Source organism: Rhizobium sp. NZLR8, assembly GCF_019685025.1.
Lineage (GTDB): Bacteria > Pseudomonadota > Alphaproteobacteria > Rhizobiales > Rhizobiaceae > Rhizobium.
This window is the reverse complement of sequence record NZ_JABDVY010000004.1, coordinates 241240-266397: the sequence shown is the minus strand read 5'-3', so window position 1 is coordinate 266397 and position 25158 is coordinate 241240. Positions and strand designations below refer to the sequence as shown.

Sequence of the window (25158 nt, the reverse complement as noted above, 5' to 3'; positions counted from 1 at the left end):
GGCGTTAAAATGCCTTTGTCGATCTCACGACTGACGCGTGTGAAGACCGGATGATCCAACAGATGATCTCGTGCCGATGGAAGTACGTTACGGTTAATTTGGGCGTAAATTGATGTCGGTCAGGTTAGCTTCGGGCACATTCCGGAGGGACATCCTGATCGGCAGTTGCTTTGAGCACCCGTTACGTCGCAATGATCGCCCAATTCTTAACTCCTGCGTCATGACCAGCAAACAGAGCATGGCCCAAGGTCATCAGGCCATCCTTGATGCCCGGCCAGGTGACGGTGTGTTCCTCCAGCCGCTTGTATGCCATCACCAGACCGCTGCCATCCCAGTAGATCAGCTTCAACGCGAACGGAATACAAAAATGGTGCCGGTGAACGGGTCCTTGTGCAGCTCATTCTTGACCAGTGCAGCCAAGCCATCGTGGCCCCTGCGGAAGTCGACCGGCTTGGTCGCTACCATGATCCGGACGCGGTTCGGGGGAAAGATCATGCCGGAACGGCGCAGGCACGCGCAACAGCGGCAATCCGGGCCGCAGACGCGCCTTCTTCCAGGCGGATAGTGACGGAACCGATGATGATCTCCGGGCGACTGGCCTTTTTGATCGGCGGCTCCGAAGCGGGCGGATCGATGATCACCGCTGCAAACTCCGCTGCATCCTCGGGTGCGGGTAGTACCAGTTTGCCTTGCCGCGCCATCGTGCGCCAAGTCGAAAGCGTTCGCCCTCAATCCATAGCGCTCCGCGACTTCATTGACCGCCACACCGGGCCGGAGGCTCTCCGAAACGATCTGCGCCTTGACCTCGTCCGGCCAGTGTCGGTGAACCTCACGCCCAGACTTCCTGGTCGTGAGAACCTCCAATGTAGTCTCCATGGAGAAACTCCCGTTGCTAGTCCATGGAAAGGCGATCACATATTAGGGTCGCGAGAACAACGTGGTAGTAGAACATCGGTTACGCCCAACGTGCCGTCCGGCTAAGTGACGGGTCTCGGCGACCTGACGCTGATGTGCATTTTCATCCTGCCTAAGAAAGGCGAGCTCACATTCGGCGTCGGCCCGCTCATCGTCCTGCCGACGGCGACGGACGATTTCCTCGGCGGCGGCATGTTGCAGGTGGGTGCAGCCGGCGTCGCCGTCGCCCCCAGAGTTGGGGACTGCTCGGCGGCCTCGCCGCCTACCAGACGTCCTTTGCGGGAGAGAGCGAGGACGTGAGCCTCCTCACCTTCGAACCCATCGTCAACATCAACCTTTCGGGCGGCAGGTATCTTCGGTCCGCGGCGACGTGGAACTTCAACTTCGAAAGCGGCGACAGTTACATCCCGGTCGGTTTCGGCATCGGAAAGGTCTTCGTGCTTGACAAGGGCGCCACCATGAATGCCTTCATCGAACCTCAATATACCGTCTGGCATGACGGCGATGGCGCGCCGCGGTGGCAGATTTTCGCGGGCCTGAACTTACAGTTCCCGATCCGGAAGCCGTCGGAACGATCCAGATCGCAGCGATCAGCGTGGAAAAACGACGACATACAGTCCAGCACCTCCGGGAAAACGTCACCGATCATTGCCCGATCTTGCGCGGGCTCGCCGTGTGTTCTCTGGCCACGGTGTTCGAACTATCGATTTCCTGAAGCAACACGTCGTAGCCCCAGAGATCGGCGAGGTGCTGCAGGACAAGCCTCGTGTCGGCTTCCTGAAGATAGCTGCCGCTCATCATGATATGTTGCAGCAGCAGGCGGCGGTCACCGGCGAGGTCGACATCGACGATATCGATTGCCGGATCGGTCCAGCCGATATCGTATTCGCGGGAAAGCTGGCGGCGGATGCGCAGGTATCCGCGCTCATTGTGGATCGCCGAAACCAGCACACCCTCGGTCTGTTCCGGGTCGTCGTAGAGATGGAATAGCCGCAACTGGCGGATCAGGTTCGGGCTGAGGAATTGGCTGATGAAACTCTCATCCCGGTAATTGGCCCAGATGTCGCGCAGGACGGCCATCGCATCGCCCCGTCCCGATATATCCGGAAACCACGCGCGGTCTTCTTCCGTCGGCTTCGTGACGATCCTCTCGATATCCTGCATCATCGCAAAACCGAGCGCATAGGGGTTGAAGCCCGAGAACCGCCGGTCGTCATAGCCAGGCTGGAACACGACGTTGGAGTGGGACTTCAAGAATTCGAGGAAGTTTCCGTCGCTGATCTGCCCCCGCTCATGCAGCCGGTTCATGATCTTGTAATGGACGAAGGTGGCGGTTCCCTCGTTCATCACCTTGGTCTGCCGCTGGGGATGGAAATATTGAGCGACATGGCGGACGATGCGAAGGATCTCACGCTGCCATGGCTGCAGCCGCGGCGCGGTTTTCTCAAGAAAATAGAGGATGTTGTCCTGCGGAAGGCCAAGTGCGGCGCGGCGCTTCTCCAGACCGTGGTCGCTCGTCTTTTTGGCCTTTCCGACGGGAACCGTGCGCCACAGATCGTTGAACATCTGCTCCTCGTGGGCACGGCGCTCCTGCTGCCGCTTCTCCTCCTGGCGAAGGTCGATGGTGGTCTTGCCCGCATATCGATGCACCCCGTGCGACATCAGCGCATGCGCCGCATCCAGCGTCCGCTCGACCGCCGTCTCGCCATAACGTTCTTCGCAGCGGGTGATATAACCCTTGGCGAAGTCGAGGTAATCGAGGATGCCCTCCGCATCGGTCCAGAGCTTGAAGAGATAGTTGTTCTTGAAGAAGTGGTTGTGGCCAAACGCCGCGTGCGCGGTGACGAGCGTCTGCATCGTCGCCGTGTTCTCCTCCATCAGGTAGGAAATGCAGGGAGAACTGTTGATGACGATCTCGTAGGCGAGGTCGCGCATGCCGCGGCGGTAGAAGGCTTCGTGATGCGCGAAGTGCTTGCCGAAGGACCAATGGCGATAAAAGAGCGGCATGCCGGTCGAGGAATAGGCATCGAGCATCTGTTCAGAGGTAATGACTTCGATCTGGTTCGGATAGACATCGAGGCCGAGTTCGCCGAGCGCGATCTCCTCGCAGGCGTCGTGGATACGCTGGAGCGTTGAAAAGTCCCAGTCCGCCCCCTCGAACAACAGCCGCTCCCTTGGCCTCATCGTCATGGTCATGGCGTCACCCTCGACTGTGCATCCCGCTTCTGGAAGAGATCGTGGAAAACAGGGAATATCTCGCCGCGCCGGCAGACCTTGCGCATCGAAAGCGGCAGCAGCTCTGAACGGATCCCGTCATAGAGCATCCAAAGCGGTGAACGGGATACGGAAGAGTCGCCGCCTTCTTCGCCCACCTCGATATAGGCGAAGTACTGGCATAGCGGCAAAATCTCGCGCAGCAGCTGTCCGCTCAAATTTCCGTCCGAATGGGCGTTGTCGCCGTCCGAGGCCTGGGCGCCGTAGATATTCCACTCTGCCGGATCGAAACGCGCAGCAATGATCCGACGCATGGCAACAAGCGCGCTGGATACCAGCGTGCCGCCGGTCGCCGGACCGTAGAAGAAGGTTTCCTCGTCGACTTCCTCGGCCTTGTCGGTATGGCGGATGAAGACGATCTCCACTTTCTTGTAGCGCTTCGACAGGAAAAGATAGAGCAGCAGGTAAAACCGCTTGGCAAGATCCTTCATGTGTTCCGACATGGAGCCGGAGACGTCCATAAGGCAGAACATCACGGCTTTGGCCACAGGCTTCGGCTCGTTCTCGAAACGGCGATATCGTACGTCGAGCGGATCGATATAGGGAATGCGCCGGCTTTTTTCCGTTAGGGATTTGAGTTTTGACTCAAACGCCAGGCGGCTCTCGTCGTCCTCGCACTCCTCGATCTGCCGCTGCAGGGCTTCGATCTCTTCGCGACGCGGACGGTGAAGCGCGACGCGGCGCATCATTGCAAGTCTCGTTGTGCGGCCGACGGCGATGTTGGACGGCGATCCGGAGACGGAATAGCCGGCCCGCACCGGAGTCTCCTCTTCCGTTTCGGCTAGACGCCGTTTGGCAAGGTCTGGAAGTTCCAGGTCATCGAGAAATACATCAAGGAATTCCTCCCGGGTGAGCACGAAGCGGAAACCGTCCTCCCCATCGCCTTCGCCCGCATCTTTTGGTTTTCCGCCCCTCGCGCTCGGCGGCCGCGGAATGATGTCGCCTTCTACGAAGGCTCTGTTTCCCGGCAGAATGTGATCGGCGGTGCCGCCGTCGCCCCTCCGAAGGCTCGGTTCGGCCATTCCGTCGATCGGCAGGCTGATCTCACCGCCGTCGAGCACATCGCGAATGTTTCGGTTTTGCAGAGAACGCTTTACCGCCTGCTGCACGGCACCTTTCATGCGCCGAAGAAACCGTTGCCGATTTTCGAGACTTTTACCGCGCGGATTTAGCCGACGGTCGACAATGTGCATATTGGCTCCGCATTAACTTGCCTGTTTGACGCGCATGTACCATTCGACGAGGCGCCGAACCTGCCTCTCCGTGTAACCCCGCGCGGCCATGCGCGAGACGAATTCGCTATGCTTCTTTTCTGTTTCCGAGTCCTTCTTCGATCCAAAGGAAATGACCGGCAAAAGATCCTCGACCTGCGAGAACATACGCTTCTCGATCACTTCCCGGATCTTCTCGTAGCTTGTCCATGACGGATTTTTTCCGCCATTGGATGCCCGGGACCTCAACGAGAACTTGACGATTTCGTTGCGGAAATCCTTCGGATTGGCAATGCCTGCCGGCTTTTCGATCTTCGTCAATTCCTGATTGAGGAGCTCGCGGTCGAGAAGCTGGCCAGTATCGGGATCCTTGAAGTCGACGTCTTCGATCCAGGCATCGGCATAATCGACGTAGCGGTCAAACAGGTTCTGTCCGTAGTCCGCATAGGATTCAAGATAGGCCTTCTGAATCTCATTGCCAATGAACTCTGCATAACGTGGCGCAAGATCGGCCTTGATGAATTCCAGATAACGCTTCTCGACATCATCGGAAAACTGCTCGCGACGGATCGACTGTTCCAGCACATACATCAGATGGACAGGATCGGCGCCGATATCCGTGGTGTCGTGATTGAAGGTCGAGGCAAGCACCTTGAAGGCGAAGCGGGTCGATATGCCGTCCATGCCCTCATCGATGCCGGCAGCATCCCGGTATTCCTGAACGCTGCGGGCGCGCGGGTCGGTTTCTTTCAGGCTCTCGCCGTCATAGGTGCGCATCTTCGAGAAGAACGTCGAGTTCTCGTGCTTGCGCAGGCGTGAGAGCACGGAAAAACGGGCCAGCATTTCGAGCGTTGCCGGGGCACATGGCGTATCCGCCAGCTCCGATCCCTCGATCAGCTTCTCGTAGATCTTCTGCTCCTCCATCACCCTGAGGCAATAGGGCACCTTGATCACGCAGATGCGGTCGATGAAGGCCTCGTTGTTCTTGTTGGCCTTGAAGGTCTGCCATTCGGCTTCGTTCGAATGCGCAAGGACGACGCCTGAGAAGGGTATGGCGCCGATATTCTCGGAACCGATATAGTTCCCCTCCTGGGTCGCCGTCAGCAGCGGATGCAGCATCTTGATCGGCGCCTTGAACATCTCGACGAATTCAAGGATACCCTGATTGGCGCGGTTGAGCCCGCCGGAATAGCTGTAGGCATCGGGATCGTTCTGCGAGTAGGTCTCCAGCTTGCGGATGTCGACCTTGCCGACCAGCGACGAGATATCCTGATTGTTCTCGTCTCCGGGCTCGGTCTTGGCGATGGCGATCTGGCGCAACCGCGAAGGCTGAACTCTGACGACACGGAAGCGGGAAATATCGCCGCCGAAATCGTCGAGCCGCTTCAGGCACCACGGGCTCATCAGCCCGTTCAGGCGCCGCAGCGGGATACCGTATTGCTCCTGGAGCAGCGACCCCATCGTCTCCGGATCGAAGAGGTTGAGCGGACTTTCGAAAACGGGGCTGATCTCGTCGCCCGCCTTCAGCACATAGATTGGATGAACCTCCATCAATTGCTTCAGCCGCTCCGCTAAGGAAGACTTGCCGCCGCCGACCGGGCCGAGCAGATAGAGAATCTGCTTGCGCTCCTCGAGCCCCTGTGCCGCGTGCCGGAAGAAGGAAACGATGCGCTCGATCGTCTCTTCCATGCCGTGGAAACCGGTAAAGGCCGGATAGATCCGGATGGTCCTGTTCATGAAGATCCGGCCAAGCCGCGTATCCTTGGCGGTATCGACCATTTGCGCCTCGCCTATCGCGGAGAGCAGGCGCTCCGTCGCATTGGCATAGGCAATCGGGTCCTTTTTGCAGAGATCGAGATACTCGGCCACCGACATATCGGTTTCGCGGCGTGCTTCGTAACTGCGCGTAAACGCATCGAATACGGATTCGTTCAGCATGGGCCCTCCATTAAGGTTATGCCGCAGGCTCAAAGTCGTATAACCATCGAGATGGCTACGACGTTCCTAAGAATCAATAATTTCGTAGGTATATTCGACGCTCACCGGCTGTTTCTTGCAACGCACAAAAACGTGCATGCACCGGTTATTTTTACTCTACGAAACTGTTTCTCATTATAGTTGAAAAAAGCACCCCTGCGGTATCAGCACATTTCGCGACGTGACAGAAAGATGAAAAGGGTGTGCAATGTCGCCCGTGATTCGAACTCTGGAAAAATCGGCGATTGGCAGCCAAATCTGCGCAGAGTCGATGCTGGCCAGCACGTGCCGACCCGCTCCTGACATGATGGAAACGGGCGCATCCGGGCCGTGAGCCAATCGTCGCGACCGTCCCCCGCCGCGGCAATTCAGCCGTTGAATGCCTTCTCCAGCGCAGCGACATCGATCTTGACCATGCCGAGCATCACCTCGGTCACGCGCCTGGCCCGCTCGCGGTTGTCGTCAGCGATCATCTCGGCAAGCATGCGCGGCACGATCTGCCAGGACAGGCCCCAGCGGTCCTTCAGCCAGCCGCAGGCCTCCGGCGTGCCACCATTGGCTAGGAATGCTTCCCATATCCGATCGATCTCGGCCTGGCCTTCCAGGAGAATCGCGATCGAGAAGGAATGGTTGAAGCTATCGAGCGGGCCGGCCTTCATTGCCAGGAAGGCCTGATCGCCGAGTGTGAACTCAATCAGCTCGACGCTGCCGGGAGGTCCGCTCGGCGTCTCCGCCGGCAATATGGTGGTGCGGCCGATCCTGGAGTCGGGAATAACAGACACGTAGAATTCGACAGCTTCACGGGCTTCCTCCGCGAACCAAAGATTTGAAACGACCTTCGCCATGCAACAGCCTCCTTGTTGTTGATGAGCATGTCCCCAGACTACTGCCCGATGATCCAAGCCCGATCCAAGGACGCCCGGCCGGCGCCGGTTCCGACAGACTGCGATTAGAAATTTTCGCCCCATTCCAGCCGACATGGCGAGCGCAGCCGCGCCGGCCGGCGGCCTTGCCGCCCGCAGTAACCCGCTTGGATTAGCGGTGGCTCGGGAATGAAAGCAGAACATCTTTTCTGGTCTTTCCTTCCCGAATCACTACATTACGCGCCATGAGCAATAGTTTCGACGATATTCCCTTCTTCGACGAAGAGCCGGACGAGATGGCGCGCAAGCCGCAGCCGCCTGCCGCGCCCGCAGCAAGAGCGCCCGCCCCCGGCGGCGGCATTGCCGCTCGCGCGATGGCGGCCCGCGACGGCGGCGCCCGGCCGGATTATCTTACCGGACTGAACCCCGAGCAGACCGAAGCCGTCGAAACCCTGGAAGGCCCGGTCCTCGTGCTTGCAGGCGCCGGCACCGGCAAGACGCGCGTGTTGACCACCCGCATTGCCCACATCCTCAATACCGGCCGCGCCTTCCCGTCGCAGATCCTCGCCGTCACCTTCACCAACAAGGCCGCCCGCGAGATGAAGGAGCGCATCGCACTGCTCGTCGGCGGCGCCGTCGAGGGAATGCCCTGGCTCGGCACCTTCCACTCGATCGGCGTCAAGCTTCTGCGCCGCCACGGCGAGCTCGTCGGCCTGCGCTCCGATTTCACCATTCTCGATACCGACGACGTCGTCCGTCTGATCAAGCAGCTGATCCAGGCCGAAGGCCTCGACGACAAGCGGTGGCCGGCCAAGCAGTTCGCCGGCATGATCGACACCTGGAAGAACAAGGGTCTAGGCCCTGCCGATATCCCTGAGGGCGATGCCCGCGCCTTTGCCAATGGCCGTGGCCGCGATCTCTATTTTGCCTATCAGGCACGCCTGAAGACGCTGAACGCCTGCGATTTCGGCGACCTGCTGATGCATCCGATCGCGATTTTCCGCAAGAACCCGGATCTCTTGAAGGAATATCACGGCCGCTTCCGCTATATCCTCGTCGACGAGTACCAGGACACCAACACCGCCCAGTATATGTGGTTGAGGCTTCTCGCCCAGCGCTCCAAGGGCGAGAAGCAGAATGTCTGCTGCGTCGGCGACGACGATCAGTCGATCTATGGCTGGCGCGGCGCCGAGGTCGACAATATCCTGCGCTTCGAAAAGGATTTCCCCGGCGCCAAGGTCATCAAGCTCGAGCGCAACTACCGCTCGACCGAACATATTCTCGGGGCTGCTGCCCATTTGATCGCCCATAATGAAGGGCGGCTTGGCAAGACGCTGTTTACCGACCGCTCCGATCCAAACGACGTCAAGGTGCAGGTCCACGCCTCCTGGGATTCGGAGGAGGAAGCCCGCGCCATCGGCGAGGAAATCGAGCAGCTTCAGCGCGGCAAGCATCTGCTGAACGATATGGCGATTCTCGTGCGCGCCTCTTTCCAGATGCGCGAATTCGAAGACCGCTTCGTCACCCTCGGCCTCAATTATCGCGTCATCGGCGGCCCACGCTTCTACGAGCGCCTGGAGATCCGCGATGCGATGGCCTATTTCCGCATGGTCGCCCAGCCCGCCGACGACTTGGCCTTCGAACGCATCGTCAACACGCCGAAGCGCGGCCTCGGCGATACGACGGTGCGCGCGCTGCATGACTACGCGCGCGCCCGCGATATCCCGATGCTTGCGGCAGCCGCCGACATCATCGAAACGGATGAGCTGAAGCCGAAGGCGCGAAAGGCACTCTTCGATGTGATTCAATCTTTCCGCCGGTGGCAGGAACTGCTTGAAAACACACCGCATACCGAACTTGCCGAGCAGATCCTCGAAGAGTCCGGCTATACCGACATGTGGAAGAACGACAAGAGTGCCGAAGCCCCCGGCCGCCTCGAGAACTTGAAGGAGCTCATCCGCTCGATGGAAAGCTTCGAGTCGATGCGCGGCTTCCTCGAGCACGTCTCGCTGGTCATGGACGCCGAGACCAACGAGAATCTCGATGCCGTCTCGATCATGACGCTGCACTCGGCCAAGGGGCTGGAATTCGACACCGTCTTCCTCCCCGGCTGGGAGGAAGGCCTCTTCCCGCATCAGCGCGCGCTGGATGAAAGCGGTCGCGCCGGCCTGGAGGAGGAACGCCGCCTTGCCTATGTCGGCATCACCCGCGCCAAACACCGCTGCCATATCTGGTTCGTCTCCAACCGGCGCATCCACGGCCTCTGGCAGTCAACCCTGCCCTCGCGTTTCCTCGACGAACTGCCGGAAACCCATGTCGAGGTCGCCGAAATGGAGCAGAGCTATGGTGGGTATGGCCGCGGCGGCTACGGCCAGTCCCGCTTCGACAAATCAGAACCCTTCGCCAATTCCTATTCCACCCCCGGCTGGAAACGCGCCCAGGCCAACAAGACCGACGCCACGCGCGACAATTGGGGCTCCCGCTCCGGCCACGCCGTCGAACGTATCGGCTATGGCGAAAGCGGCCCGAAGGGGCGCACGATCGAAGGCGAACTGGTGGCAAAATCCACCTCGTCGGAACCGTCGAAGTTCACGCTCGGCGACCGCGTATTCCATCTGAAATTCGGCAACGGCAACATCACCGGCATCGAAGGCAACAAGCTGACGATCGAGTTCGACCGAGCTGGACAGAAGCGGGTGTTGGACGGGTTCGTCGAGCGCGTCTGACGTCGCGTCAGCATGGCGGGAAAACGCTCACCCGAGCATCCGCATCCTTCCAAGACCCAGGATATCATTGACGAGGGCGATGCCGATCCCCGCGGCGACGACTCCCAATCCGATTAGAAAGAGCCGGCGCGACCGATCATATTTGACGGCGATGAGGGAATTGCGCGCCAGCAAATCGGCGAAGACCTTCACCTGAATGGCTATGCCGATGGTCAGGAACAGCATCGGCAGGATATCGATGCGGCTCCAGTCATTGGGATTGGAAACCCAGACGCTGATGAAATTAAGGGAGAAACCGAGGATGATCCCGGTCGCCGTCAGCGATCCGTTTCGGAACGTCGCATCGATCTTCTCGTTCGGCTCTGGCTCGGACATGGTTTCGCTTCCGGCTTGCGTCTGAGCAAGAAAGGCAGAAATCGCGCCCGGGAGCAAGATCGCCCTCGCATCGCGCGTCCGGAAGGGCGGACGAAATGCCGTCGCGGCGGAGAGCCGGCGCAGCGCTCAAGGCCCTTTCCGCGAGCACCGCCAGCGCGGTCTCATGTGATCGCCGACGCGGAACCCAATTCGACAGAATCCATCTGTCGATAAAAATACAACAATTCCAATAGGATATATTTGGTAACCGAAAAGTTAACGTGTCAAAACGTCGCTTTGACGCTTTCTGCAAATCAGCTTAGCTCGGAAGCTGCCCGTCCATGAAAGGCGGGCCTCACGACGAACTTTTTAAAGGAGGTTCAAGTGACCAGTGTTTCATCTCTCGGCAGCACATTAACCCAGTACCAGTCTCCGCTTTCCAGTCTCGACAAGAATGGCGACGGCGTCATTTCACCACACGAGCTCGCCGCCGCATCACAGTCCTCGACATCAGGCACGACCGCGACTGACGGCGATAGCGACGACAGCAGCACTGATATCGCCAAGAAGATCACCGCCGACATCCTGTCTCTGATGCTGTCCTTGCAGAAAACCGACGACAGCGACAATCAGGGCGACGGCGGCGATCAGAGCGACGATTCCAAGGGCGTCCTCGCCGCAATGGATACCAATGGCGACGGCAAGTTGACCGAGTCCGAATTCCTCGCCGCCGATCCAAGTAAAATCAATGCGTCAGGCGATAGCGATCCGCTCCTCACCAAAGTGTTGAGCGACATGCAGACGGCTCTCCAGGCCCACCGCAATACCTACGGCGCTTCCGCCGCAGCAAGTGATCCCGCCGACGACGTGACCGCGGCGTAGTTCGGCATGGGGCTCCGCCGGGGGAGCCTCGATCCGCCAGATGCAAAAGCGTCTTACGTCTCCCCTTCCGTTTCGACACGAGAGTCGCCGGCAATTCTCTCACTGATTGTATTAGAGCATTCTTTTACAGCCGGTTACTACCGCTAGTACGAGAATTAACGCTTGCGCGTCGGCGTCTGGAAATCCACTAGTTGATGCGTTCAATGTGCTTGGCGTCTGATACTGGAACAAGCGAAGGGATTGGCCTTGATAAAAGCGCTGCTGCTCGTCGACATTCAGAATGGCTTCTGTCCGGGCGGCAACCTGCCGGTACCGGATGGCGACAAGGTGGTTGCCGTCGCAAACCGCCTGATCGACAGCGGCAAATACGATCTGATCGTTGCCTCGCAGGATTGGCACCCGCCGGGCCACGGCAGTTTCGCCTCCGCCCATCCGGACGCCGCAGCGTTCGAGATGGGGGAACTGTCGGGTAAGCCGCAGATGATGTGGCCCGACCACTGCATCCAGGGCACGCTCGATGCTGAACTGCATCCCGCGCTCAAATCCGAAGAGATCGACCTGATCCAGCAGAAGGGCGAGGATCCCGACATCGACAGCTATTCGGCCTTCCGCGACAATGACCGCGATGCCTCGACCGGCCTTTCCGATTTCCTTGAGGACCAGGGTGTCACCGACCTCGACGTCTGCGGGCTGGCGACCGATTACTGCGTCAAATTCTCCGCGCTCGACGCGTTGGAGATGATGCCGGGTGTCCGCGTCCGCTTCATCGAGGACGCCAGCCGCGGCATCACCCCCGAAGGCGTCGCCGCCGCCATCGATGAGATGCGGACGCATGGCATCGCCATCATCGACAGCGCCGAGGTGCTGGTTAGGTAGCTCGATGCCTCGAAAAAAGACCGCATCGTATGTCGGATCGGCACCTGCCGCATCGTCCTTGCTGGAGATACACCGATGACGAGAGCGGCGTGATGAGAAAAGTTGTTGCCGCAGCCTTTGTGAGTTTGGATGGCGTCATGCAGGCGCCTGGCGGGCCGCGGGAGGATCCGACCAGCGGCTTCACCCTAGGCGGCTGGACCGTCAATTATTGGGACGAGCCGATGGGCCAGTTCATGGGCGGGATCTTTACCGATCCCTTCGAACTGCTGCTCGGCCGCAAGACTTACGAGATCTTCGCCGCGCACTGGCCCTTCGTCGGGAAAGACGATCCGATTGGCAAGGTCTTCAACGCCGTGACCAAATATGTCGCGACCACCTCGCAAAAGCCGCTGACCTGGGAAAATTCCGTTGCGCTGCGCGGCGATGCCGCCGCCGAAATCGCCCGGTTGAAGCAGCAGGACGGCCCCGACCTCCTGACACAGGGCAGCAGTGGCCTGCTGCAAACCTTGCTGACGCACGACCTGATCGACGAGTTCCGGCTCCTGACCTTCCCGCTGATCCTCGGCACAGGCAAGCGCCTGTTCGGCAAGGGTGCCAAGCCGGAGGCGCTGAAGCTCACCGCCAACACGGTTTCGACGACCGGCGTCATCATGAGCGTCTACGCGCGTGGAGGCGCAATCAAGACGGGAACGTTCGAGCTGGCGCAGCCCTCCGAAGCCGAAATCGCCCGCCGGGAGCGGATGAAGCGCGAGGGCTGAACGCCTCTTCGTTCTGAAATCTTGGGCCGCGTCGCCGCGCGCCGTTTACGGGATCGTGCCCTTGCTCTTCTCATCTCGCTCCAGCAGATAGATATCTTCCGCCAGGTCCTCCATCTTCTTGAGAAGCGCCGCCTGCGCGTCGCGCAGGCCCTGATTGTAATAATGAGCGCCGATCTCATCGGCGAAGAAGTCGAGCAGGAACTCTGCCGGCAGAACACCGATCGATTGGTCGAGTTCCGTTTCGAAATAGCGGCGGATGCTGGAAACGATCGTCGTCTTCGCCTCTTTCGAAAATTCGATTTTCTTCATGGTTTCCTCTTTGCCGGATGCGATCAGGACTTTGATGGTTCAGCGAAATCGATTGGTCAATCAATGAAATTCAATTGCCGACGCAGACCATAGACCATAAGGGAAACCTTGGATTCCAACAGGATGAGATCGCATGACTCGCGCCGACTTTGTTGAAGGTTTGCGGGGCGGCTTCGCCGTTGCGCTGGCGTCGGCGCCCTTTGCCGCCCTGTTCGGAGCGCTTGCGGTCGAAAACGGCATGTCGCTTCCCGAGATCGCCCTTATGAGCGGCACCGTCTATGCCGGCGCCAGCCAGATGGTCGGCATCGAACTTTTCGGGCATAATGTCCATGCTTGGCTGATCGTGCTGTCGATCCTTGCCGTCAATTTTCGCCACGTGCTCTATTCGGCGGCGATGGCGCGCTATATCGGCGATTTCACGCCGGTCCAAAAGTTCTTCACCTTCTTCCTGCTCGTCGATCCGCAGTTTGCCGAAGCGGTGAAACGCGGCGAGGCCGGCCTGCCGGTGACCTTCGCCTGGTATCTCGGCTTCGGCATCATCATCTACATCCCCTGGGTGCTGATCAGCGTCGGCGGCGGCCTGCTCGGCGGCTTCATCGGTGATCCCAAAGCGATCGGCCTCGATATCCTGCTGCCGGCCTATTTCCTCGGCATCGTCCTCGGTTTCCGCAAACGCGACAATTTCCTGCCCGTGGCACTCGTCAGCGCGGTCGCGTCGGTGCTTGCCTATCGCTATGTCGGTTCGCCCTGGCATGTCAGCCTCGGCGCCGCCGCCGGCATCGTGCTTGCCGCTCTATTACCGCTGCCGCAACCGGGTGATCTCGAGGCCGACGCCCTTCAATCCGAAATTCACGAGGTCTGAGCCATGGAATTCGACCTTCACATGGCGCTCGTCATCTTGGCAGCCGCGGTCGCCACCTACGCCACACGCATCGGCGGTTATATCCTCATCACCAGGATGAAGCACATCCCGCCGCGCATGGAGGCGGCGCTGAACGCCGTGCCGGCCGCCGTGCTGACGACGCTGGTCGCCCCCGCCTTCTTCATCGGAGGCTGGGATTCGAAGCTGGCGCTGGTCGTCGCCCTCTTCGTCGGCCTGCGCGTCTCGCATAGCTGGATGCTGGTCGCCGCCTGGATCGTCGTGATGGCGTGGCGCCACACGATCGGCGTCTGAGCACCGGCCCGAAGGCCGGCATCTCAATATTCTAGAGCATGATGCCGAAAAGTCTGAGCGGTTTTCTCATGACATCATGCTGCAACTCGATAATGTAGAACAGGATTCAGATTTTAGGCCGACCCGGCCTAAAATCATCCTGTTCTAGCGGCAGCGTCGCATTTTCGAGCCAAGCCCTGACATCGTGATCGTGGACGAGCGGCATCAGCGCCTCGCATGTGCGGCGGTGATAGTCGTTGAACCAGTGTAACTCGTCATGGGTCAGAAGCTCGGCAATGACGAGGCTGCGGTCGATCGGGCAGAAGGTCAGCGTCTCGAAGCCGAGCATCGCCGCATCGCCGCCGTCGATCTCCTCGGCCGCGCGCACATAGATCAGGTTTTCGATGCGGATGCCGAAGCTGCCAGGCCGGTAATAGCCCGGCTCGTTCGACAGGATCATGCCGGGCAGCAGTTCCTGCGTCGAAAGCCTGGAGATGCGCTGCGGCCCCTCATGCACCGAGAGATAGGAGCCAACGCCATGGCCCGTGCCATGGGCGAAATCGGCGCCTGCCCGCCACAGCGCGATGCGGGCGAGCGGATCGAGGTCGCAGCCGCGCGTGCCCTTTGGGAAACGCGCCGTGCTGATCTGGATCATTCCCTTCAGCACCAGCGTGAAGAAGCGGCGATGCTCTTCCGAGACAGTGCCGATGCCGACGGTACGGGTGATATCGGTCGTGCCATTGATATATTGCGCGCCGGAATCGATCAGAAAGAGTTCGCCGGCCTCGATCATCCGGTTGGTCTCGGTCGTCACGCGGTAATGCATGATCGCCGCATGTTCGCCGGCACCCGAAATCGTGTCGAAGGAAATGTCCTTTAGCGGGTTCTGCATGCTCTGCCCGACGCGGGCACGCGACGCTTCGAGATGCTCGGCGGCAGCGATCTCGCTCACCGTCCCGGGTTTCGTCTGCGACAGCCAATAGAGGAATTCCACCATCGCTGCCCCATCCTGCAGATGCGCGGCGGCCGAGCCGTTGATCTCGACGTCGTTCTTCACCGCGCGCGGCAGCTTGGCGGGATCGGCGCCCTCCACCACTTCGCCGCCTGCCTTGCGGATGATCTCCGCCAGCGCATAGGAGGCGATATCCGGGTCGATCAGCACGCGGCCGCCATCCGTGGAAACGACAGTGAGTCTCTCCTCCAGCGCCGAGGGTGGCATCTGCGCGCAGATCTGTGCCAGATAGGCTTCGGGCTCGATGCCGGTCTTGCGCTTGTCGAGGAAGAGTTCGGCCCGCCCATCGGAATGGACGATGGCGCGGGCCAAAGGATGCGGCGTGTGCGGCACGTCGGCGCCGCGAATGTTGAAGGTCCAGGCGACCGAGGACGGATCGGCGATCAGCACCGCCGCGAGCTTCTTCTTCGCAAGGTCGGCGGCGATCGTGGCAATCTTGTCGCTCGCCAGCAAGCCGGCCTGCGCCACATTCTGGATGCTGACCGCGCCGAGCGGCTCGGCCGGCCGGTCGCTCCAGAGCCTGTCCAGCGGATTGTGCGGCAGGAAGACCAGCGTGCCGCCGACCTCTGAAAGCGCTCTTTCCAGACGGCGCACCTCGGCGCCCGCATGCAGCCAGGGATCGATACCGAGCCGCAAGCCCTTGGCGCCGTTTGCAGCCAGCCAGAGATGCGGCGGCTCGTTGACGAGATCGCCGCCCGAGAAGACCGACCCGTCGACCTGTTCGGCAAGTTGCGTCACATAACGCCCGTCGACGAAAACGATCGCCTGCGTGCGTAGGATGAGCGCAATGCCGGCCGAGCCGGTGAAGCCCGTCAGCCATGCGAGGCGCTCCGAACCGGCGGGAACATATTCGCCGTTGAACTCATCGGCACGCGGCACCAGGAAGGCGTCGATACCGAGCGAATCGAAAGTAGCGCGCAGCGCCGATACCCGATCCCTGCCGAACTGCGGCGTGGAGGTGACGTCGAAGGACTGGAACATGCTGAAAACCCGAATGATTGAGACGAATCCGGTAAATGGGATGCCGGCCATGTTAGCGAAATTTCAATCGATGGGGAGAAAAAGCGACGAAACGAGTCAAAACCCGTCGTGCCGCCCCACATTTTGACAGAACTGTGACGCGAAAAGTTAATTTGGCACGCTTTATGCATTTGCCGCATGGCTCCCATGAGCGAAACCCTCTGCCTCCGCATTTCAGAATAGCTATATAGACGCTATCGAACGGTTCGCGATGAACCTGAAACAAAGGAATTTTTGAAATGACCGCCTCTCTCTCGCGCTTCGCATATAGCAGCCCGTTGCAGGCTGGCGAACGCCAGACCGTGCGTCACGTCATCGGCGCCCGCCGGCCACAGAACGACGACAGCCTCAAGCTGCTCGGCGCCGGCCAGCGCGCCACGCGCCACAACGGCGCTCCCAGCTACGCGTTCTAAGCCTGAAAGCCTGTCCGTCTCCTCCCTCCCGGACCGGCCTATTGGAATGCAGTAGAGCCCGCTCGAGCGCTCCTCCCCTTGAGCTCGCGGGCATTGGCCGGATAGACCGGTCCAAGGCGGTGCCATCGGCACCGCCTTTTTTGTTGGTTTGGGAAAGTGCCCGGCGGTTTCGATAGACTGCGGCGCCATCCCCGACCTCCCTCATTCCTGTGCCCATCACAGGAATCCAGTGCGCCCAAGTCCTTGGGCGCGAAAGACTCTTTTCAAGATATGAGGTCATTCACCGCGCAGACGCGCGGTGGCTGAATTCCTGTGACGAGCACAGGAATGGGGGAGGCGAGGTGCTTGCTCCTATCCGCATGGACTGACTTGGTGAGGGTGGAGAGGAGACGTGACGCCTCACGCAAGACACCGTTCCAGGGCAAGCCCTTCACCTTGCAATTGCCAAAAATCATGGCCGATCGAAGTGGATCGTCACCCAGCCATTCCGCCAAATCGTCCTGACATGACGAAGCCTTGCACCGCTATAGGCGGCGATAACCTTCCATCGCTGAGTGGCTAGAATGCCGGAGAGAATGACCGATCCGCCGGGTGCCAGATGTGTCGCAAGCTTCGGCGCCATACGGATCAGCGGCCGGGCGAGAATGTTGGCGATGATGAGATCGAAAGGACCATGCTCGGAAAACGCCGTCGAATGAAAACCGGGCGCGGTCCTGGTAACAATGCCAGACGCGATGCCGTTGCGGCGTACATTCTCGGCCGCCACCCGCGTCGCGATCGGATCGATGTCGGTCGCGAGCACCGGTATGTTCCTGAGCTTGCGCACCGCGATCGCCAGCACGCCGCTGCCGGTGCCGAGATCGAGCGCGTTGCGGACCGAGCGCGAACGCACCACGGCATCGATCACCTCGAGGCAACCAGCCGTCGTGCCATGATGGCCAGTGCCGAAGGCCTGGCCGGCATCGATCTCGATGGCGATGTCGCCCGGGCGGATCTTGTCGCGGTCATGCGAGCCGTGCACCAGAAAGCGCCCTGCCCTGACGGGCTTCAGCCCCTCCAGCGACTTTACCACCCAGTCGACGTCAGGGATGACTTCCCGCTCCAACCGGGCATCGGGGAAAGAAGCCTTCAATGCGTCCTCGACGCGGGAGTGCACTTCAGCCTCGTCCTCGGTCATCATATAGATCGAGGCTTCCCAGATGTCCTTCTTTTCATCGATCTCGGTGGTGCCGATGGCAAAGTCTTCTTCGCCGAAGACCGCGCTCAGAAGGTCCAGGATCTCTTCGGCCCTGCTTTCGGTCGTCGTCACGTAAAGGCGGATTTCACTCACGATAGGCGGTCTTTCCCGTTTCCGTTGCCCGCCACCGGTCGAGCCAACGCCCCATCACGCTGAAACCATCACCCCTTGCTGACGAGATTCTCTAGCTTCTTTACCGCCGTGTCCGGGTTTTCGCCATAGGCGATCGTTCCGGCAAACCGCCCGGCCGAATCGAGCAGGAAGACCGAGGCGGTGTGATCCATCGTATAGTCGCCGTTCGGATCCTTTTCGTCGATCGGCACCTTCTTGGCGTAGACGCGGAAACCCTTGATGACTTCGGCAATCTTGTCAGGCGCGCCTGATATGCCGGTAATGCGCTTGGAGACGTTGGAAACGTACCCGTTCATGATCTCGGGCGTGTCACGCTCCGGATCGACGGTCACGAAATAGGCCTGTAGCTTGTCGCCCTTCGGGTCAACCTTCTCCATCCAGCCGTTAAGCTCGAAAAGCGTCGTCGGGCAAACTTCGGGGCAATGGGTGAAGCCGAAGAACAGCGCCGTCGGCTTGCCGCGCAGCGCCTGCTCAGTGATCGGCTGTCCGCTTTGCGAAACCAGTGTAAAGGGCACGCCGAAGGGCGCCTCCACCGCCACATCCTTCGATTTCATGGGGTACAGCGTTAACCCACCGAGAACCCCGGCAAGTATCAGGACGCCGACCCAGATGGCGATGCGAAATGACTTCATTGGCATGATCCTCGATCCAGGCGGATATGTACCGCCGCCCCTTAGCCCCCGCGTGATTATAGTCTCGACCGGACGCGCGCAATTCAACAATGCGTTTTCCGAGCCGTGATGAATTGCCTCACGTGTTCAAATCGGCCGCGACGGTGGAACCGCGCGAACTCGACGGTCGCACCGCGGGCGCCGTAAGAATATCAAGACCTTAATCGAGAAATTCGCCGACAAGATGCAGATCGGCGGCGAATTGGCAACGTTCGCCAGCAAAGATGTTTTGTGCATCGGCGAACATGTTAAATCAATCGTAACCTCTGCGGGGGAACAATCGGTTTGACTGAACGAAATCAATACGTCGATCAGGCAATGGATCAGGTCACGCAGAAGAACGCGGCCATGGTGGAAGAGACAAAGGCTGCAAGCCACACGCTCGCCATCGACGCCGAAACCCTAACGCAACTGATCAAGCAGTTCAAGACCGGCGAGGGCATGAGCGCCCGGCAAACGCCGCGAGAAGCAAATGCCGCCTCGCATTCGAGACCATCTCCCGCGCGCCGCCTGATCGGCATAGTCGCGGGCGCATTCAACGGCTCCACCGCCAAAGCCATCGCTTCTCCCGCCGGGGACAACTGGGAAGAATTCTGATCATGAACAACAATAACGCCATCAAGCAGTCTGGCGCTTATCTCGAAATCGTCTCGTTCCACCTGGGCGACCAGGAATTCTGCATCGACATCATGGCGATCCGCGAAATCCGCGGCTGGGCGCCGGTGACGCCGATGCCGCACACTCCGCCCTACGTGCTCGGCCTCATCAACCTGCGCGGTGCGGTCATCCCCGTCATCGACATGGCCTGCCGTCTCGGCATGAAGATGACCGAGCCCTCCGAGCGCTCGGCGATCATCGTCACCGACATCGCCGGCAAGCTGGTCGGCCTGCTGGTCGAACAGGTTTCCGACATGATGACCATTAAGAGCGAAGACCTGCAGCCGCCGCCGGAAATCATCCCGGAAGCCCAGCGCGCCTTCTGCCGCGGCATCGTCGCGCTCGAAAAGACCATGGTCTGCTTCCTGAATCTCGATACGGTTATCGCCGACGAACTGACTCAGGCGGCTTGATACTTTTCCATTCTGGCGTTGGAAGGCCCGGCTCGTCTGGGCCTTTTTATATTTGAAGAAGACCGACTCGCCGCCAATCTCTCCAAGCCGCGTGGCACACCCTCTCCTCCCTCATCTCTGTGTTTGTCACAGAGATCCAGCCACGGCGCGTCCGCGCGCTGAATGACTCGCTTGTCAAGAAGGGTCTCCCGCGCCCAAAGACTTGGACACGCTGGATGCCTGTGACAAGCACAGGCATGAGGGAGCTCCGAGGGATGCACTACTCAAGATGAAACGCGCGTTGCACACCAACCCGCAGCCTTATTGCGGCTTCCCATTCTTCCACGTCACATTCTGCCCATACAAGGGAATCGTCGAAATCGACATCTTCGCCGAGCCGTCCGTCAGCTCCCTGGAATGGGCGAGATAGATGAGCGTGTCATTGGTCTTGTCGTGGATGCGGTTGACGACCAGCGTCTTCCAGATCAGCGACATGCCTTGCCGGAATACTTCGCTGCCATCCTTGGACAGGTCGATACTGCCGATCTCGATCGGCCCCGTCTGCCGGCAGGCGATGGAATTGTTGGAGGGATCTTCAAACCAGTTGCCGTTCTTGAACCGGTCGATCAGGCTGCGGTCGAAATAGGTGACGTGGCAGGTGACGCCCTTGACCTCAGGATCGGAGACTGCCTCGACGATGATGTCGTTGCCGATCCAGTCGACCCCGACCTTGCCGACGACCTCGGCCGAGACGGCGCCGGCGGAAAGGGCGGCGAAAGAAAAGGCGGCGAGGAGAAGATTGCGCGGCTTGGACATGGCGGCTCCTTAGAGCGCCGCACGTCCGACCGGACGCGCTAAGGACGCTCTATCGCTTTGAATCTGCGCATAATCCTTTCCGAAAATCGATTCCGATTTTAGGGGTTATGCGCTGATCCGCGTTCTAGATAAGTGCGTCCCGATGCTTTGCAAGAAAGGCCGACGGCGGGAAACGATCAGCCCTTCCGGCAGGTACAGGGCTCGTAGGCCCGCGCCGTCAGCCGGCCGGGCTTCATACCGATCATCGCCGGTATGGCGTGAACGGCGTTGGCCTTGACCGCTTTTGCCATCTCGATGGCTGCAGCAGCGCAGACGACGGCGTCCTCGGCAGCATTGTGGTGAACGAACCGCAGGCCGAGATGCTCGGCGATCAGGTTCAGCCGGTGTGAGAGGAAGTGCGGCCAGATCCGCTGCGCCATCTTCAGGCTGCAGAGATAGGAAAGCTCCGGGTAGGATTGCCGATAGAGATCGAGGCTCGCCCGCCAGACGCTGAAGTCAAAGGCGGCGTTGTGGGCGATCATTGTCGCACCGCTGATATCCTCGTGGAATTCGTCCATCACCTCGGGAAACTCCGGTGCATCCTCGACATGTTCCGGCCGGATGCCGTGGATCGCAATGTTCATCCCGGAAAAGCGCATGTCCCGCGGCCGGATCAGCCGCTCCTCGACGCGCGTGACCCTGCCCTCCTCGATCCAGGCAAGGCCGACAGAACAGGCGCTGCCGCGTTGTTCGTTCGCCGTCTCGAAGTCAATGGCGATGGTCTTCAAATCAGCACCCGAATCATTTCTTCGGGAACAGAAATACCGTCCCGCTCCCGGCCGCGCAAATTCGACACGACGCATGGTTGACTTTTCAACCGGCATATCGAAACTTCTCGCCATGATTGGTTCCATGACCATGGCAGCGCTTATTCATCACACCACGACCCTTGAAGGGTACGCGGGAGCGATGGCGCGTTAACAGCGATCCGATCATCCCGAAAACCCTGCCGAGGCGAGCAGGGTTTTCCGAAACTCAGGCTCTCCTCCTGAAACCAACGGAGAGCAGCCAATGTCTGAAAACGAAGAGAGTGAACCTGGCCGCCGAGCGCGCCTGCCGGACGGAGTTCTCGTGCGCGCCGTGCGCCTTTCCGATGCGGAGGAAATCACCGATCTGATAAATCTGCCGGGCTATCGGGCCGGAACCCTGCGGCCGCCGTACCAGAGGGTCGAAGAGGTTCGCAGAAATATGGAAAACCCGACGCCGGGCGCGCTGAACCTCGTCGTTACCCTGGATGGCAGGATCGTCGGCAATTGCGGCCTCAATCGCCTCTCCGGCCGCAGGCAGCACGTTGCGAGCCTCGGCATGGGCGTGCATGACGATTTCACCGGCCACGGTTTCGGACGGATCCTGCTCGGCGCGATGGTCGACGCTGCCGACGACTGGCTCGATGTCAAACGGCTGGAACTGACCGTCTACACCGACAATGACGCCGCCATCGGCCTCTACGAAAAGTTCGGCTTCGAGCGCGAAGGTCTGCTGAGGGCCTTCGGCTTCCGCTCAGGGGAGTATGTCGACGCCTATACGATGGCGCGGCTCAGGCTATGAGCGTGGGCTGGCGGCTTGCCGTCAGCCCTTCACCCACTGATCAATGCCAGCCACTCGTCCTCGTCCATCGTCTGCACGCCGAGCTCTCGCGCCTTGTCGAGCTTGGAACCGGCGCCGGGACCGGCAACGACGATGTCGGTCTTCTTGGAGACCGATCCCGCCACCTTGGCGCCGAGGCTTTCCGCCCTCGCCTTCGCCTCGTCGCGAGTGAATTTTTCCAGCGAGCCGGTAAAGACCACGGTCTTGCCGGCGACCGGACTGCCTGAGGTGACCGGCTGTTCGGCCTCCTGTGGCTTCACCTGCCTGATCAGCTCCGAAATCACCGCAACGTTGCGCGGTTCCTTGTAGAATTCGACCATGGCGCGGGCAACGACATCGCCGATGCCGTCGATGGCGTTGAGATCGTTCCAGGCGTCGCCGGAAAGCGTCTCAGCCTCCCGCATAGCCGTTTCAAAGGCTTCGTAGGTGCCATAGGAGCGCGCCAGCAGCTTCGCCGTGGTTTCGCCGATGTGGCGGATGCCGAGCGCGTAGATAAAGCGATGGAGCGCAATGCTGCGCCGCTCGTTGATCGCCGTATAAAGCTTGCCGACGCTGACCTTGCCGAAGCCGTCGATATTTTCGAGCTTGGTCAGCGATTGCAGTTGCCGCTCCTCCAGCGTGAAGATTTGAGGCGCCGTGCGAATCTGCAGCGACGGATCCTCGTTTTCGAAGAAGAAGTCGATCTGCTTCGAACCGAGCCCCTCGATATCGAAGGCGTTGCGCGAGACGAAGTGCTTCAGATGCTCGGTCGCCTGCGCTCGGCAGATAAAGCCGCCGGTGCAGCGGCGCACCGAATCCATCTTACCGGTCTTCTCGTTGACTTCGCGCACCGCATGCGAACCGCAGACCGGGCAGGTCGTCGGAAACTCGTATGCGGCGGCATCGGCGGCGCGTTTTTCCATCACCACATCGAGGATCTGCGGAATGACGTCGCCGGCGCGCTGGACGATGACGGTATCGCCTTCGCGGATATCGTGGTCCTCCGGCCGGATGCGCTCGCCACTATTGCCGAGACCCTTGATGTAGTCCTCGTTGTGCAGCGTCGCATTGGTAACGACGACGCCGCCGACGGTGATCGGTTTCAGCCGCGCCACCGGCGTCAGTGCGCCGGTGCGGCCGACCTGGATCTCGATCTTCTCGACCTCGGTGAAGGCCTGTTCGGCCGGAAATTTGTGCGCCGTCGCCCAACGCGGGCTGCGCGAGCGGAAGCCGAGACGGGCCTGCAGCTCGAGACTGTCGACCTTGTAGACGACGCCGTCGATGTCGTAGTCGAGATCCGGACGCTCAAGGCCGATCTCGTCATAATGCGCCAGGATGTCGGCGACGGAATTCAGCCGCTTCATCAGCGGGTTCACGGGAAATCCCCAATCCTTGAAAGTCTGCACCATTGCGAACTGCGTATCTTCAGGCATCTCCGACATCTCGCCCCAGGCATAGGCGAAGAATTTCAGCTTGCGGCTCGCCGTCACCTTGGCGTCGAGCTGGCGCAGCGACCCGGCCGCCGTATTGCGCGGATTGACATAGGTCTGCTTGCCCTCCGCCTCCATCTGCCGATTCAGTGCCAGAAAGTCGCTCTTGGCCATATAGACCTCGCCGCGGATCTCCACGACGGCGGGCACGCCCTTCGGCAGCTTGTTGGGGATTTCTGCGATGGTGCGAATGTTGGCGGTGACATTCTCCCCCGTCGTGCCGTCGCCGCGCGTAGCAGCCGTCACCAGACTGCCATTCTCGTAACGGATCGACATCGACAGACCGTCGATCTTCGGCTCGGCGGTAAAGGCAATCGACTGGTCCGGCAGACGGCCGAGGAAGCGATAGACGCCGGCGACGAAATCCTGCACGTCCTCCTGTGAGAAAGTATTGTCGAGCGACAACATCGGCCGCGCATGAACGACCGGCGAGAAGGTGACGGAAGGCGCAGCGCCCACACGCCGCGACGGGCTATCTTCCCGGATCAGCTCGGGAAACCGCACTTCCAGCGCATCGTTGCGGCGCTTCAGCGCGTCGTAATCGGCATCCGAGATCTCCGGCTGGTCCTTGCCGTGGTAGAGCGCATCGTGATGCGCGATCTCCTTTGCCAGCCGTTCGAGTTCGGCGGCAACCTCTTCGATCGTCAACGTGTCGACGGCGAAACCTTCGGTGGACATGGAATATTACTCCAGGGAATCTGGCCAAAAAATCTCGATTGGTTTTAGAGCAAAATTTCCGGATGAAAAGAGAGGCAGTATCTGCCGCGTCGGGAAGATCGCTCTGCTCTGGGCTGCATTGACACGTCGGAGCATCGCACAGACGGATAGCATTGGAATACCCTGCCCGCCCTATTCCCAATCCCTCGCATTGCGCAGCCGGATGCCGCTGACATGCAGTCCAGTGTTCCAGAGGCCCTTCAGCGGCCGCAGGCTATCGACGACCCGCAGGTCCACACCGCGCGGCGCAAACGCCAGATCCAGCCACGAGATAGCAGTCCGCTCAATCGGAATGACGCGCCGGCCGCATACCCACATACCCGCATCATCAAGGTCGACGAAATCGTCGGTCGGCATCTCATAACGATGAATCGTTTCCGACTCGAGCCTTTCCAGCCAATGGCGCTCGACGAAGCCCGCAGCCCGCCAATCGCCGAGCCAGCGCCGCCGCTCCGTCTCCGGTGTCTCGGGTTTCGCCCAGATCAGGATCCGCGGGCAGTCACGTGGAAAGAGATACATGAAGTCATGATCGCCATCGATCGCCCAGACGAGCGGACCGTTCAGCAATTCCCGGCCGGCCGGGCGAAGGGAGGGGATGCGGACCGGGCGCGGTTCGAAGACGGCGATATCGGGATCATCGCTGAAATGGAAAAGACGCATGGCAAGAGATCACCGCTGATCGAGTGACTCGCATAGCG

23 protein-coding genes and 3 pseudogenes are annotated in these 25158 nt (G+C 60.2%); 11 read left to right on the top strand and 15 right to left on the bottom strand.

Annotated features, from left to right (window positions below):
• Nucleotides 1-181: 181 nt before the first annotated feature.
• Both tnpB and HJB89_RS33740 read right to left on the bottom strand, forming a co-directional pair.
• A pseudogene (gene tnpB, locus HJB89_RS33745) lies at nucleotides 182-495 on the bottom strand (IS66 family insertion sequence element accessory protein TnpB).
• Between the two features lie 231 nt (nucleotides 496-726).
• Nucleotides 727-876, bottom strand: a pseudogene (locus HJB89_RS33740) (transposase); the annotation flags it as partial.
• A 105-nt stretch (nucleotides 877-981) separates the two neighbouring features.
• Here HJB89_RS33740 and HJB89_RS33595 point away from each other — a divergent pair.
• A complete protein-coding gene (locus HJB89_RS33595) occupies nucleotides 982-1215 on the top strand; it encodes a hypothetical protein (protein WP_311044075.1) in 234 nt (77 codons plus the stop codon).
• 345 nt (nucleotides 1216-1560) lie between these two features.
• Here HJB89_RS33595 and HJB89_RS11725 read toward each other — a convergent pair whose 3' ends face one another.
• From HJB89_RS11725 to HJB89_RS11710, 4 genes are all read right to left on the bottom strand, one after another.
• Nucleotides 1561-3111, bottom strand: a complete 1551-nt coding sequence (locus HJB89_RS11725; RefSeq protein ID WP_221149902.1) for a SpoVR family protein — start codon at nucleotides 3109-3111, stop codon at nucleotides 1561-1563.
• The gene (locus HJB89_RS11720) at nucleotides 3108-4382 is read right to left on the bottom strand and encodes a YeaH/YhbH family protein (protein WP_207581098.1); all 1275 of its coding nucleotides are present in this window, start codon (nucleotides 4380-4382) and stop codon (nucleotides 3108-3110) included. Before HJB89_RS11720 ends, HJB89_RS11725 begins: the two co-directional genes overlap by 4 nt.
• A gap of 12 nt (nucleotides 4383-4394) precedes the next feature.
• Nucleotides 4395-6338, bottom strand: coding sequence for a PrkA family serine protein kinase (locus HJB89_RS11715; protein ID WP_207581099.1), 1944 nt, complete (start codon nucleotides 6336-6338; stop codon nucleotides 4395-4397).
• Between the two features lie 407 nt (nucleotides 6339-6745).
• The gene (locus tag HJB89_RS11710; RefSeq protein WP_207581100.1) at nucleotides 6746-7222 is read right to left on the bottom strand and encodes a VOC family protein; all 477 of its coding nucleotides are present in this window, start codon (nucleotides 7220-7222) and stop codon (nucleotides 6746-6748) included.
• A 263-nt stretch (nucleotides 7223-7485) separates the two neighbouring features.
• Between HJB89_RS11710 and HJB89_RS11705 the strand changes: the two genes are divergently transcribed.
• Nucleotides 7486-9966: an ATP-dependent helicase gene (locus tag HJB89_RS11705; RefSeq protein WP_221115788.1), complete on the top strand. Its 2481-nt coding sequence runs from the start codon at nucleotides 7486-7488 to the stop codon at nucleotides 9964-9966.
• A gap of 27 nt (nucleotides 9967-9993) precedes the next feature.
• On the opposite strand, the gene HJB89_RS11700 is transcribed toward HJB89_RS11705, so the two are convergent.
• Nucleotides 9994-10341: a hypothetical protein gene (locus tag HJB89_RS11700; RefSeq protein WP_207581102.1), complete on the bottom strand. Its 348-nt coding sequence runs from the start codon at nucleotides 10339-10341 to the stop codon at nucleotides 9994-9996.
• A gap of 363 nt (nucleotides 10342-10704) precedes the next feature.
• Here HJB89_RS11700 and HJB89_RS11695 point away from each other — a divergent pair, with 363 nt between their 5' ends.
• From HJB89_RS11695 to HJB89_RS11685, 3 genes are all read left to right on the top strand, one after another.
• Nucleotides 10705-11202: a hypothetical protein gene (locus HJB89_RS11695; RefSeq protein ID WP_221149901.1), complete on the top strand. Its 498-nt coding sequence runs from the start codon at nucleotides 10705-10707 to the stop codon at nucleotides 11200-11202.
• Between the two features lie 240 nt (nucleotides 11203-11442).
• Entirely contained in the window at nucleotides 11443-12078 is a 636-nt protein-coding gene (gene pncA / locus HJB89_RS11690) for a bifunctional nicotinamidase/pyrazinamidase (RefSeq protein WP_207581104.1), read from the top strand.
• Between the two features lie 92 nt (nucleotides 12079-12170).
• A complete protein-coding gene (locus HJB89_RS11685; protein WP_221115789.1) occupies nucleotides 12171-12836 on the top strand; it encodes a dihydrofolate reductase family protein in 666 nt (221 codons plus the stop codon).
• Between the two features lie 45 nt (nucleotides 12837-12881).
• On the opposite strand, the gene HJB89_RS11680 is transcribed toward HJB89_RS11685, so the two are convergent.
• Nucleotides 12882-13145 carry a DUF2164 domain-containing protein gene (locus HJB89_RS11680; RefSeq protein ID WP_221149900.1) on the bottom strand — a complete coding sequence of 88 codons (264 nt, stop codon included), beginning with the start codon at nucleotides 13143-13145 and terminating at the stop codon, nucleotides 12882-12884.
• Between the two features lie 133 nt (nucleotides 13146-13278).
• Here HJB89_RS11680 and HJB89_RS11675 point away from each other — a divergent pair, with 133 nt between their 5' ends.
• The gene (locus HJB89_RS11675; RefSeq protein ID WP_207581107.1) at nucleotides 13279-14007 is read left to right on the top strand and encodes an AzlC family ABC transporter permease; all 729 of its coding nucleotides are present in this window, start codon (nucleotides 13279-13281) and stop codon (nucleotides 14005-14007) included.
• A gap of 3 nt (nucleotides 14008-14010) precedes the next feature.
• Nucleotides 14011-14319, top strand: coding sequence for an AzlD family protein (locus HJB89_RS11670; protein WP_207581108.1), 309 nt, complete (start codon nucleotides 14011-14013; stop codon nucleotides 14317-14319).
• Between the two features lie 106 nt (nucleotides 14320-14425).
• Here HJB89_RS11670 and HJB89_RS11665 read toward each other — a convergent pair whose 3' ends face one another.
• On the bottom strand, nucleotides 14426-16291 hold the full coding sequence (locus HJB89_RS11665) for an aminopeptidase P family protein (protein WP_221149898.1): 1866 nt from the start codon (nucleotides 16289-16291) through the stop codon (nucleotides 14426-14428).
• A 278-nt stretch (nucleotides 16292-16569) separates the two neighbouring features.
• On the opposite strand from HJB89_RS11665, the gene HJB89_RS11660 reads away from it, so the two are divergent.
• Nucleotides 16570-16743 (top strand): hypothetical protein, encoded by a 174-nt coding sequence (locus tag HJB89_RS11660; RefSeq protein ID WP_207581110.1) that lies wholly within the window; start codon nucleotides 16570-16572, stop codon nucleotides 16741-16743.
• A 451-nt stretch (nucleotides 16744-17194) separates the two neighbouring features.
• Here the strand turns inward: HJB89_RS11660 and HJB89_RS11655 are convergent, their stop codons facing one another.
• Complete coding sequence (locus HJB89_RS11655) at nucleotides 17195-18073, bottom strand: 50S ribosomal protein L11 methyltransferase (protein WP_221115791.1); 879 nt, start codon at nucleotides 18071-18073, stop codon at nucleotides 17195-17197.
• Nucleotides 18074-18141: 68 nt separating this feature from the next.
• The gene (locus HJB89_RS11650) at nucleotides 18142-18744 is read right to left on the bottom strand and encodes an SCO family protein (protein WP_207581112.1); all 603 of its coding nucleotides are present in this window, start codon (nucleotides 18742-18744) and stop codon (nucleotides 18142-18144) included.
• A 146-nt stretch (nucleotides 18745-18890) separates the two neighbouring features.
• Here HJB89_RS11650 and HJB89_RS11645 point away from each other — a divergent pair.
• Together HJB89_RS11645 and HJB89_RS11640 are read left to right on the top strand one after the other, a co-directional pair.
• Nucleotides 18891-19380: pseudogene (locus HJB89_RS11645) on the top strand (methyl-accepting chemotaxis protein); the annotation flags it as partial.
• A gap of 2 nt (nucleotides 19381-19382) precedes the next feature.
• The gene (locus HJB89_RS11640) at nucleotides 19383-19853 is read left to right on the top strand and encodes a chemotaxis protein CheW (protein WP_003541378.1); all 471 of its coding nucleotides are present in this window, start codon (nucleotides 19383-19385) and stop codon (nucleotides 19851-19853) included.
• Between the two features lie 300 nt (nucleotides 19854-20153).
• Here HJB89_RS11640 and HJB89_RS11635 read toward each other — a convergent pair whose 3' ends face one another.
• Together HJB89_RS11635 and HJB89_RS11630 are read right to left on the bottom strand one after the other, a co-directional pair.
• Nucleotides 20154-20648 (bottom strand): CreA family protein, encoded by a 495-nt coding sequence (locus HJB89_RS11635; RefSeq protein ID WP_221149897.1) that lies wholly within the window; start codon nucleotides 20646-20648, stop codon nucleotides 20154-20156.
• Between the two features lie 176 nt (nucleotides 20649-20824).
• Complete coding sequence (locus HJB89_RS11630) at nucleotides 20825-21415, bottom strand: 3'-5' exonuclease (RefSeq protein WP_207581114.1); 591 nt, start codon at nucleotides 21413-21415, stop codon at nucleotides 20825-20827.
• 283 nt (nucleotides 21416-21698) lie between these two features.
• Between HJB89_RS11630 and HJB89_RS11625 the strand changes: the two genes are divergently transcribed.
• A complete protein-coding gene (locus HJB89_RS11625) occupies nucleotides 21699-22235 on the top strand; it encodes a GNAT family N-acetyltransferase (protein WP_221132089.1) in 537 nt (178 codons plus the stop codon).
• 29 nt (nucleotides 22236-22264) lie between these two features.
• On the opposite strand, the gene ligA is transcribed toward HJB89_RS11625, so the two are convergent.
• Together ligA and HJB89_RS11615 are read right to left on the bottom strand one after the other, a co-directional pair.
• Nucleotides 22265-24421, bottom strand: a complete 2157-nt coding sequence (ligA, locus tag HJB89_RS11620; RefSeq protein WP_221139727.1) for an NAD-dependent DNA ligase LigA — start codon at nucleotides 24419-24421, stop codon at nucleotides 22265-22267.
• A gap of 171 nt (nucleotides 24422-24592) precedes the next feature.
• Nucleotides 24593-25120 (bottom strand): DUF6886 family protein, encoded by a 528-nt coding sequence (locus tag HJB89_RS11615; RefSeq protein WP_221149896.1) that lies wholly within the window; start codon nucleotides 25118-25120, stop codon nucleotides 24593-24595.
• Between the last annotated feature and the right edge of the window lie 38 nt (nucleotides 25121-25158).